This window comes from Dactylosporangium sp. NPDC005572 (genome assembly GCF_040605515.1).
Taxonomy (GTDB): Bacteria; Actinomycetota; Actinomycetes; order Mycobacteriales; family Micromonosporaceae; genus Dactylosporangium.
In genome coordinates, this window is the sequence record NZ_JBEXCY010000156.1 from 16,899 (window position 1) to 28,146 (window position 11,248).

Sequence of the window (11,248 nt, forward strand, 5' to 3'; positions counted from 1 at the left end):
CCTCAAGGTCGTCTTGCTTGCCTGGTTCGCGTGCATCCGTGGCACCTACAGTCCTCGCGGCCGTCTCTCGGGATCCGGAGGACCAGTGACAATCAGTGCGACGCAGGCACACAGGACGCGGTCGACCGCCGTCGTCCTGGTGGTGGCGGTGACCCTCGCCGGCTGCGGCACGAAGCGCGAAGGAGCGGGGCAGGAGCCGGACACCCCGGTACATGTCCGGCTCTACGGCTCCGACGCCAACATGACCAACTCGCTGCGTGACAAGCTCGACGGGAACCCCGGGCTGCTGTCCGGCATGACCGGTACCGCCCCGCTCCTCAAGCTGCCCGAGACCTTCAAGACCCGGCTGCGCGCGGTCGACCCGTCGCTCGCCGACTTCGGCTACGCCGCCGAGGCCTACGACGCGGTGATGATCGCCGGCCTGGCCGCGGAGTCCGCCCGTACCGTCGACGCGCCCACCCTCGCCAAGCACATCGTCCCCGCCACGACCGGCGGCGCCGAGTGTGACGGCGCGGCCACCTGCCTGCCCCTGGCGAAGGCCGGCCGCGACTTCGCCTACCGCGGCGTCTCGCTGAGCCGCAGCGGCCTGACCGAGCAGGGCGAGCCGTCGTCGGCCTCCTACGGCACGCTGCACTTCGGCCGCGACGCCACCATCAACGACAACCTGACCGAGTACGTCGGCGCCGGCGACGAGCGGTCCGCGAGCACCGCGGCCGCGCCGCCGCCCGCGTCCGGCTCCAACCGGAAGCGCGCACTGAAGGTCGGCGCGCTCATGCCGCACACGGGGCGTCTCGCGTACCGCAGCGGCCCGCGCTTCGCCGGCGCCAAGCTCGCGGTCGCCGACCTCAACGCCGCCGGCGGCGTGCTCGGCGAGCCCGTCGAGTGGGTCGACGGCGACGACGGCACCGACGCGGCCGTCGCGGCGGCCACCGTCGACCGGCTCGTCGGCCTCGGCGTGCAGGTCATCATCGGCGCGTCGTCGTCGAGCGTGACCAAGGCGGTCATCCCGAAGATCGCCGCCGCCGGGCGCATCCTCATCTCGCCGTCGTCGACGTCGGACGAGCTGAGCGCGGTGCCGGACAACGGCCTGTTCTTCCGCACCGCGCCGCCGGACACGCTGCAGGCGCGGGCCCTCGCCGACGTCATCATGCGCGACGGCCCGAAGCGGGTGGTCGTCGTGGCGCGCGAGGACGCGTACGGGATGGGCCTGCAGCACAACGTCCAGGCCGACCTCGTCGCGGCCGGGATGGCCGAGCAGAACGTCGAGTTGCTGAGCTACCCGGCGAGCGCCGAGGACTTCGCCGGCATCGCGGCCTCCGTGCGCGAGGCCAGACCCGACGCCGTGCTCATCGTCGGCTACGAGGAGACCGCGACGATCGTGCGCGCCCTCGCGGCGCGCAAGGTGGGCACCGAGAGCGGCCTGGCCGGTCTGTGACCCGAGGCGCGCCGATTGGGCCCGCGTACTCGCCGGGCTGCCGGGGCATGTACAGCGCGTCGCGCATGCCCCACGCCCAGTGCGCGTCGGGCAGCCGTTCGGCGAACGGCTCGACCAGTGTCGACTTCCCGACACCGGCCTCGCCGGAGACGGCCCTCGCCGGACCCGGCCCGCGCCGCGTACTCGGCCGCCCCAGCAGCGGCATCGCCTGTCAGCGGCCGGTGCCGTAACGCTCCGCGGCGCGGGCCTTGGCCTTGGCCGCCTCGACCTCCCGGTCGCGCGGCGGGCTGTTGGTGACCAGCGCGTCGAGCAGGACGCGGGTCGCGTCGGCGACGGCGGCGACGGCCGAGTCGAAGGCCTCCTGGTTGGCCGCGGAGGGCCTGGTCATGCCCGCGACCTTCCGCACGTACTGCAGCGCGGCGGCGTCGATCTCGTCCTCGGTGGCTGGCGGCTCGAAGTTGTTGAGCACGCGGATGTTCCGGCACATGCCATCCACCTTGCCAGGTGTTTTGAAAAACTGTCGCACCCGGTGACTAGTCTCCCGGGGTACCTGATGCTGTTCCTCTCTTTTCGCATCAATCCGATTGATCCCCCCCTGAGATCGGTGAGGCAGTGATCGCATGACGTGGTTGGCGGCGAGTGGTGGTTACGAGGTCACCCTGGTGTCCGGGCAGATAGCCTGCCGCAACACGAAGGGCAAGGTGCTCAAGTCGGTGCCCCCGGCGCTGCGCGACGACCCGGCGGTGGCCGGGCTGCGGCAGCTCGTCGAGTGGCTGGGCCGCCACGAGGCACAGGTCCGTGAGCAGGTCGACCTGTGGATGGTCCGGTCGCTGCCGGTGCCGGCCGCGGTCCTGGCCCGGGTCTGGGCCGACGAGACGTGGCGGGCGGCGCTGACCGACCTGGTCGTCGCGGTCCTCGACGACGACGGCGGCTGGGACCCCGACGAGGTCGGCTTCCTGCGTGACGCCGGCGCCGACGGGATCGGCATCGTCAACCTCGACGGCGAGACCGTGCGGCTGCCAGCCGAGCGGGTCGCGGTCCCGCACCCGGTGCGCCTGCCCGACCTCGACGACCTCCGCGAGTTCGCCGCCGACCTCGGCGTCAGCCAGTCGGTCGACCAGCTGTTCCGGCAGACGTGGGTGCGCCCGGCGGTGCTCGACGCCTCCGCGCGGGCGGTCCGTGACTATGCCGGGGGCCGGTTCGCCGAGCTGCGGCACCTGCTGGGCCGGGCGTCCTCGCTGGGCTATCCGGTGAAGGGCGGCTACGCGGTCTGCCGCGTGTTCGAGGACGGCCAGGTGGTCGAGGCCCGCAACTGGGTCGGTGCCGACGACCCCTGGTCCGAGGCGGAGACCGGCGACCTGGTGTTCGTGAGGGGTGACGGCGCGGGCATCCCGCTCGCCGAGGTGGGGCCGGTGGCGTGGTCCGAGGGCATGCGCATGGCGGCGGCGCTCTACGCCGGCCGGGTGGTCGAGGAGAGCGGCGAGGAGGAGGCGGCATGAACAACGAGGCGTTGCTGGATGCGGGAGCGGTGCTGCTGCCCGGGGCGGAGGCGGTGGCCGACACGGTCGACGCGCTGACCACCCGGGCGTACCGGCACCCGGTGCTCGGCGAGCGGTCCGTGGTGCGGCTGGTGCCGCGCACGCTCGGCCCGGCCGAGGACCTGACGATGGAGTTCCTCGGCTTCGCCGCCCCCGAGGAGGTGGCCGAGGTCGGCGTCGTGCGGCAGCAGGCGCTCGGCTTCCCGGCCTGGGCGCTGGTCCACGACCCGGCCAACGGGCACCACGCCCTCGCGCTGGTGAAGGACATCGAGCGGCTCTCGCGCGTCGCGAAGTCGCGCATCGGCCCGGCCCGCGACGGTTTCAACGAGCTCGGCGAGCGGTTGGCCCGCTCGGTGCCGCACTTCCTGCCCACGTTCTACGAGGAGGCCGCCCGCGCCTTCCTCGTCGCCGACAGCACCACCTATGCGGCCACCATGTTCGGCAAGGCCCGCGAGGCCGAGCGCCTGTTCGCGCTCACCATCGACGAGGAGCGCCAGCACACCGTCTTCCTCGAGTTCGCCCTCGCCGGCGCGCTCACCGCGAAGGCGCTGTCGGCCCACGCCCGCGACCTCGCCGGGCGCAGCGCGCCGGCCGTGGCCTACGAGCGGTTCCGCCGCCTGTGCGTCGAGCGCACCCTCGGCGGCATGCCGCCATATGCGCAGATGCACGTCGACCTGCGCCGCCTGGCGAAGGCGGCCAAGGTCGGCGAGGAGGACGAGGAGCGCCTGATCGCCGAGCTGCTGGAGGCGCCGTCGATCCTGCGCGCGCCCGGCGGCTTCTGGACGGCGTACCGTCCGGCCCTGATCCGCCTGGCCCGCCGCGACCCGAAGGTCCGCGGGCAGCTGCTCGGCATCTTCCCGCGCGAGTGCCCGGGCGACGTGTGGCTCGACATCCTCGACGAGTCCGGGGCGAGCGACTCGCTCACCGGGCCGGCCGGCGCGGTCCCGGCCGAGGCCGAGCCGTCCGACGGCCCCGCCGGCTGGCTGTCCCGGCTCGACAAGCACCGGGCCGACTGGCGGCGCAAGCGCCTGCCGGCCCAGCTGCGCCTCGTCGAGCGCATGGCGGAGCGGCTGCGCGCCGACGGCGTCCCGGTCGACCTGGGCAGCACCCGGCAGGCGGTCGACCTCGACGTCGTCGACCTGTGCCTCGACCTGGAGGTGCCGCTCGCCGAGTTCGCCGAGGACGTGCACTGCCCGGTCGACAGCTGGTTCAAGGACGAGGCCGAGGGCCGCCGCGACCTGGCCCAGCTGGGCCGGTTCGAGCCGCTGCTGGGCCGCCTCGGCGAGGCGGTGGAGGGCTATCTGCGCACCGGCTGGGGCGACAACGTCAGCGTGTCGCCGGAGCGGGTCACAGCCGTCGTCGCGGTGCCCGGCCTGCGGTCCGCGCTGCACGGCTGGCTCGACCGGCTCGCCGGGCGCATCGTGCGCGAGGGGCTGACGTCGCTCGCTCCCGAGCTGGCCCGGCTGGCGCTGGTCGCCTGCCCGGAGGGCCTCGCGGTCAACCCGGAGGCGATCCGGCGGATCACCGGGCACGACCTCGGCCCGATCCTCGGTGCCTCGCTGCGGGCCGGCGTCTTCGACGAGTACGGCTGGCCCGCCCTGGAGGACGCGGTCGCGCGGCTGGCGGCACCCGGCGGCGACCGGCCCGAGCTGCAGGGCCAGTGGCCGCAGCTGATGCTGCGCTCCGGCGACCAGGTGGTCGTCGCCGGCGCCGGCGGCGTCGAGCTGGAGCACCTGCTGCGCATCCCGGCCGCGCACCGGCAGTGGCGGTGGCGGCAGACGCTGCGGTATGTCGACGGTCAGCTCCTCGTCACCTGGGACGCCGACGACAAGCGCGCCGGCTACTGGACCGGCGCCCCCGACGACGTGTTCGAGGCCCCGGAGGACGCGTTCTCCGGTGACGGCCAGGGCTCGATGGCGCTCCCCGGCGGCGGCCGCACCGGCGGCTGGCGGCCGCTGCACCCGGGCGACCGCGCCGCGGTCGACCGCGGCACCGTCGCGACCGACGGCCTGCACTACTGGGTGCTCATGTACCACCAGAACGACTACACGTGGCGGTGGCGGGAGTTCGACGCCGCGACCGGCGACCTCGGCCGCGCGTCGATGCCGGCGTTCTTCGAGGCGGGCGGCGTCGCGGGCTTCGAGCTGGAGCCGTTCGCCTGCCGCCTGCGCACCGGCGGCCCGGAGGTGGCGGGCAGCCCACTCGGCCAGCGCGACGGGCTCATCGGCTGGCGGCTGCGCCGCGGCCCGGGCGGCGCCCAGCTCGGCGAGGGCGCCGACGGCCGCACGTTCACCGAGCCGGGCCAGCCCGGTGGCGGCACCGCCGGCCAGCTGATCGGCGCGATCCGCTTCCCCGGTGGCGACACGCCGCACGGCATGCTGCGCCAGGACTCGTATCGCAACAACGCCGTCGTGCTCACCACCGCCGACGGGCTGCGCTTCGCCCACGTCCGCCTCGAAGGGGAGAGCGGCCCGTTCGCCGAGGGCACCCCGCTGGTGCCGCCGCCGGCCTACTGGCACTACCTGCGGCCGCGCGACGAGACCGGCTCCGCGGCCCTGCGCGCGCTCACCGACGCTACGGCCGGCGAGCTGCTCGCCGCCGCGCTCGCCCAGAGCGGGGCCGAGCCCGACGCCGACCTCGACGCCGAGGCGGTCCGCAAGCTGGTGGCCGACGCCCTGCCCGGGCTGACCCACCCGGCGCTGCTCGCCGGTGTCGCCGGGGTGGTCCGGCACGCCGCCCGCTCCGCGCGGCGGCTGCACCGGCTCACCACCGCGACCGCGGAGATCGCTGCCCGGTCGGTCGCCGCGGTCACCGACCCCGACGCCGACAAGCCGTCCGACACGCTGCTCAACGCGGCGCTCAGCGGCCTCATCCCCGGCTGCTACGACCACGGGCACGAGGCGGTCCGGCTGTTCCGGCTCACCGGCGCGGCGCTCACCGGCCGTGAGCCCGACCGCCCGGTCATGGACGTGCTCTCCCGGGCCGACGTCGACTGGTTCGACACCATCGGGGCGCTGCCGGCCGTCCTCATGCGGGCCGTCTCGCCGCTCACCCCGGCCGAGCACCGCACCGCCATCCTCGACCTGCTGGAGATCGTCGCCGACTCCGGCCTGATCGTCGCGGGCGCGCGGTTCCGGCGGATGGCGCTGCGCTCCGACACCCAGGCGCCGGCCCTGACGGCCGGCGAGGTCGTCGACCTCGGCGACGGGCGGCGGCTGCTGGCGACCCGGGTCGACAGGGAGGACGGCGACGCGGTCGTGCTGGAGTTCGCGACCAGCGGCCGGTCCGGGCCGATCCCCGGGCACACCATCAGCGCCGAGCACCGGGTCATGCACAGCCACGGCATCGGCGCCGAGCAGGTGACCGCGTTCGTCGCGGCGGCCCGGGCCAACGGGCCGCTGGCGTACCGGCCCGACCTCGTCCGGGCCACGTCCGCCGCGGCCGGGATCAGCCTCGCCGAGGCCACCGTGCTGCTCACCGGCCCCCGCGACAAGGACGGGTGGGAGCTGCGGCCCGAGGGGTGGGAGCTCGACCCGTCCGTCACCCCCGCCACCGTCGAGCTGGCGATCGACCGGGTCCGCCGCGACAGCACGCTGTCGCCGTCGGCCGGCGTGCACGCGGTGCTGCTGCCCGAGGACCCGGCGGCCCTGTGGACCACCGGGCCGGCGCTGGAGCGGATGGCCGCCTGGCGCGCCGAGCAGGTCGGCGTCCGCACCCCGGTCGACGACGGGCTCATCCTGGACCTGCACCGCTCCGGCTCGGTCACCGGCCTGTCCGCCTCCGAGTTCCTGCACGGCGTGGCCAACGCGGAGACCTGCCGCTGGCTGCAGGGCAACACCGCCGGTGTCGACGTCGACGACGTCGTCATCTCGGTCGTGCGCAGCGTGCCGTGGCTGGTGCGGCGGCTGCCGGTCGCCGACCCGATCCGCGTCGCGCTGCCCCGCGTGTTGGAGCTGGCCGGGCAGCGGCTGCGCGACCCGGAGACCACGTTCGTCGTCGGGCACAACGACACCGAGGCATTCGAGAAGTTCGTCGGCGGCCTCGGCATCCCGGTCACCCGCGACGAGAAGGTCATCGACACCGGCCTGTTCTTCATGAAGCAGGGCGGCTACTGGAACGCGATCCACCTCCGCCCGGCCCGCATCGCCGGGCTCGACGACCCGTTCCTCGGGGCGCTGGTCGCGTTCACCGGCGAGAGCCAGCAGATCGTCGCGGCCCGCGCGATCCTCGCCGACCAGCTCGCCGACTGGATCGGCGCCGAGCCGGTCGAGGACGCGCACGACCCGTCCCGCTCGGTGCCCGAGCTGGTCGCCACGGTCGCCGAGCGGCACGGCCTGAGCGCCGACGCTGCCACGGTCTACCTGCAGCTGCTCGCCCTGCCCGACCCGACCGACCGCAACGTCGCCGCCTGGACGGGCTGGAAGCCGGCCCGGCTCAAGAAGGCCCGGGCCGAGCTGGCCGGCACCGACCTCGTCGTCGAGGCCAAGCGGCCGCGCGCCGGCCGGTCGCTGTTCCTGCCCGGCGGGTGGCTCGCGCTCGGCGCGCCGCACGTGCCGCTGGAGCGGTGGAAGCTGCCGCTGCTCATCGGCGACGGCGAGGACATCGGCGGCCTCGGCGTCGTCGTGCCGGTCGCGCCCGCGCCGCGGCTGTTCGAGCTCGCCTGGGGCCGGATCACCGCCGGCGACCTTCCCCGATTCGAAGAACTCACCACGAACACGAAGGGACGCCGATGACGGCCTCCACCCTGACCCGGCAGGTCGACCCCGCCGAGTTCGCCCACGCGACGGAGCTCGCGTTCCTGGCCGCCTACGACGGCGGCCCCCGGCCGCCCGGCTGGCACCTCACGCCGCGCGCCGCGGTGACCTTCATCGCCGGCAGCGACGACCGCGAGCTGACCCTGCCCAAGGGCGTGCGGCCCGAGGGCGTGCCGGTCAAGCTCACGATCCCGCGCAAGTTCGTCGGCGACCGGTCGCTCGTCGAGCGCTGCGTGGTGACCCTGGCCGGCGAGCGCGGGCTGCTGCTCGTCGGCGAGCCCGGCACAGCCAAGTCGATGCTGTCCGAGCTGCTGTCGGCGGCCGTCTGCGGCACCAGCGAGCTGGTCGTGCAGGGCACCGCGGGCACCACGGAGGACCAGCTGCGCTACGGGTGGAACTACGCCCTGCTGCTGGCCTCCGGCCCGAGCCCGGAGGCGCTGGTGCCCTCCCCGGTGCTCACCGCGATGCGCAGCGGCGCCGTCGCCCGCATCGAGGAGATCACCCGCTGCCTGCCCGAGGTGCAGGACGCCATGGTGTCGATCCTGTCGGACCGGCGCATCGCCGTTCCCGAGCTGGCCGGCACCCCCGGCGCCACGATCCACGCGGCACCCGGCTTCACGCTCATCGCCACCGCCAACCTCCGCGACCGCGGGGTGTCGGAGATGTCCGCCGCGCTCAAGCGGCGGTTCAACTTCGAGACCGTCGGCCCGATCCCCGACCTGGCCGCCGAGACCGCGCTCGTGGCCCGGCAGGCCCGGGCCGCCCTCGACCGGGTCCAGACCGCGTTCGCCGTCGACGACGCCGTGCTCGAGGTGCTCGTCACCGCCTTCCGCGACCTGCGGGCCGGCCGGTCCGTCGAGGGCTGGGAGGTCGAGCGCCCCTCCACCGTCATGAGCACCGCCGAGGCGGTCGCGGTGGCCACGTCGCTCGGCCTCGCCGCCGCCTACTTCCCGGGCGACCGTGACGTGCTGTCCCTCGTCCCGGCCCACCTGCAGGGCGTGGTGTGCAAGGACGACCCGGCCGACGGCGCGAAGCTGCTCGGCTACTGGGACGGCGCCGTCCGCCGCCGCGCCGAGGAGGGCGCCCGGCTCTGGCGCCAGCTGTGGGAACTGCGCGATGTCCTCCAGTCCTGACACCGCCCTCGCCGGGCTGGCCGGCTCGACCACGCCGTATCTCATCGGCGTGCGCCACCACTCGCCGGCGCTGTCCGTCGTCGTCGACGAGCTGCTGTCGAAGTTCGGCCCGGAGGTCCTGCTCCTGGAGCTGCCGGCCGAGTTCGCCCACTGGCTGCCCTGGCTGGCCGACGAGGCCACCCGGGCGCCGGTGGCGCTCGCCGGCGTGGTCGGGCCCGGCGGCGGCCCGGCGTTCTACCCGTTCGCCGACTTCTCGCCGGAGCTGGTCGCGGTCCGCTGGGCGGCCCGCAACGGGGTCGAGGTGATCCCGTGCGACCTGCCGCTCGCCGACCGCCGCTGGCAGTCCCGGGAGCAGGCTCCGGCGGAGGCCGCCTTCCCGTATGCCGACTCGCTGCGGCGGGCGGCGTCCGGCCGGTCCGACGAGGACATGTGGGACCGCACGGTCGAGGCGCGCGCGCCCGGCTCCGACGCCGAGTCGGTGCGCCGGGCCGCGCTGCTCGTCGGCTGGGCGATGCGGGAGGACGCCGCCGGCGGGGCCGGGGTGTCGGCGCTCGACCTGCACCGCGAGGCGTGGATGCGGCGCTGCCTGGCCGCGACCGGCGGCCGGCGGGCCGCGGCCGTGGTCGGCTCGTTCCACGCGGCCGCGCTGCTGTCCGGCGACCCCTCCGGCGACACCGAGCCGTCGGGGGAGGAGGTCGCCACCTCCCTCGTGCCGTACAGCTTCGGCCTCCTCGACGCCCGCTCCGGCTATCCCGCCGGGATCCGCGACCCGCGCTGGCAGCAGGCGGTCGTCACGGCCGGCGGGCTCCCGGAGGCGGTTGAGTCGGCCGCGCTCGCCTCGGTCGTCGAGGTCTGCGCCCGCATCCGTGCCGCCGGGCACCCGGCCGGCCCGGCCGAGGCCCGCGAGGTGTTCCGGCTCGCCGCCGACCTCGCGCGGCTGCGCGGGCTGCCCGCCCCGGGCCGGGGCGAACTGGTCGAGGCGCTGCAGAGCGTCCTCGCGCACGGCGAGGTGCTCGGCCGCGGCCGGGCCGTCGCCGCGGCGATGGAGCACGTGCTCGTCGGCGAGGTCCGCGGCGCGCTCGCGCCCGGCGCCCCGCGGTCCGGGCTGCGCCCCTCCGTCGAGTCGCTCGTCCGCGGCCTGCGCCTGCCCGGCCCGGGCGAGCCGTCCCGCGACGTGCGGCTCGACCCACTGCGCTCCGACCTCGACCGGCGCCGCGAGGTGGCCCTGCGCCGGCTCGCCGCCTGCCACGTCCCCTACGGCGAACGCACCGCCGTCGAAGGCACCGGCGGCGCCGACGCGATCACCTCCCGCTGGACCATCCATTGGGTGCCCGGCACCGAGGCGATGCTCGACGTCGCCGGCCTGCGCGGGGTGACCCTGGCCCAGGCCGCCGAGGGCGCGCTGCGCGAGCAGCGCCGCACCGAGCGGGCCGCCGACGGGCCGACCGCCGCGCAGATCATCGCGGGCCTCCAGGCGGCCGCCGAGTGCGGCCTGTCAGACCTGGCCCGCGAGCGGCTGGCCGAGTTCGAGGCCGAGATCCCGGCGAGCGCGACGCTCGGCGAGCTGATGACCGCCCTGGCCCTGGCCGACCGGCTGCGCCACGGCCACGTGCCGGGCCTGCCCGACCCGGCCTCCGCCGGCGACCTCGGCGCGGTCGTCGCCGCGCTGGAGGCCGCCGCGGTCCGCCAGGTCGACGGCCTGGCCGGCTCCGACGCGGTCGCCGACGTGCAGGCGCTCGTCGCGCTGGCCCAGCGGGTCGACGCGGCCGGGGCCGGCCTGCGGCTGGCCGACGCCCTGACCCGGCTGACCCTGACCGGCACGCCCGCGATGGCTGCCGGCGCGGGCGCCGTCCAGGTGCTGCTCGGCCTGTCCTCGGCCGCCGACCTGGGCGCGCGGGTCGCGTCGTGGGTCGACCAGGCGGTGGCGGACGAGAGCCGGCGCCGCCTGCTGGGCCACCTGCGCGGCCTGCTGGCGGCGGCCGAGCCGCTGCTGCAGTCGGGCCACGACGTCCTCGACGGCCTGCTGGACCGGGTGGCCGGCCTGCCCGACGCCGCTTTCCTGTCCCGGCTGCCGGCGCTGCGCGGCGGGTTCCAGGTCGTCAGCCCGGCGGGGCGGGACCGGCTGCTCGCGGTGGTGGAGGCCCGCCTCGGCACGGACGAGCTGTCCCGCGATCCGCAGGCCCTGGATCCGGGGTTGCTGCTGACGCGGCTGCTCGCGGATCGGGCAGGTTCGGCCGCGGTGGCCGCGCTGGCGCTGCCCGCCGCTCCGCCCGCGCCGCCGGGGCCTTCCGCACCTTCTGCGTCGGCCGGCTCCTCCACGTCCGCTGATTCGCCCGCGCCTGCCGGTTCCTCCGCGCCTGCCGGTTCCTCCGCGCCTGCCGGTTCCTC

At 75.9% G+C, this 11,248-nt stretch carries 6 protein-coding genes; 5 read left to right on the top strand and 1 reads right to left on the bottom strand.

Annotated elements, in window-relative coordinates; genetic code table 11:
• Window positions 1-85: 85 nt before the first annotated feature.
• On the top strand, window positions 86-1,435 hold the full coding sequence (locus ABZS66_RS44790) for an ABC transporter substrate-binding protein (protein ID WP_354768959.1): 1,350 nt from the start codon (window positions 86-88) through the stop codon (window positions 1,433-1,435).
• A gap of 211 nt (window positions 1,436-1,646) precedes the next feature.
• Here ABZS66_RS44790 and ABZS66_RS44795 read toward each other — a convergent pair whose 3' ends face one another.
• Window positions 1,647-1,922 (bottom strand): DUF2277 domain-containing protein, encoded by a 276-nt coding sequence (locus ABZS66_RS44795; RefSeq protein WP_354768961.1) that lies wholly within the window; start codon window positions 1,920-1,922, stop codon window positions 1,647-1,649.
• A 133-nt stretch (window positions 1,923-2,055) separates the two neighbouring features.
• Here ABZS66_RS44795 and ABZS66_RS44800 point away from each other — a divergent pair, with 133 nt between their 5' ends.
• From ABZS66_RS44800 to ABZS66_RS44815, 4 genes are all read left to right on the top strand, one after another.
• Window positions 2,056-2,934, top strand: coding sequence for a DUF4132 domain-containing protein (locus ABZS66_RS44800; RefSeq protein ID WP_354768963.1), 879 nt, complete (start codon window positions 2,056-2,058; stop codon window positions 2,932-2,934).
• Window positions 2,931-7,706, top strand: coding sequence for a hypothetical protein (locus tag ABZS66_RS44805; protein WP_354768965.1), 4,776 nt, complete (start codon window positions 2,931-2,933; stop codon window positions 7,704-7,706). The genes ABZS66_RS44800 and ABZS66_RS44805 overlap by 4 nt, the downstream gene beginning before the upstream one ends.
• Entirely contained in the window at window positions 7,703-8,860 is a 1,158-nt protein-coding gene (locus tag ABZS66_RS44810; protein ID WP_354768967.1) for an AAA family ATPase, read from the top strand. Before ABZS66_RS44805 ends, ABZS66_RS44810 begins: the two co-directional genes overlap by 4 nt.
• The coding region (locus ABZS66_RS44815) for a DUF5682 family protein (protein WP_354768969.1) at window positions 8,844-11,248 on the top strand (2,405 nt) is incomplete at its 3' end. The genes ABZS66_RS44810 and ABZS66_RS44815, both read left to right, overlap by 17 nt.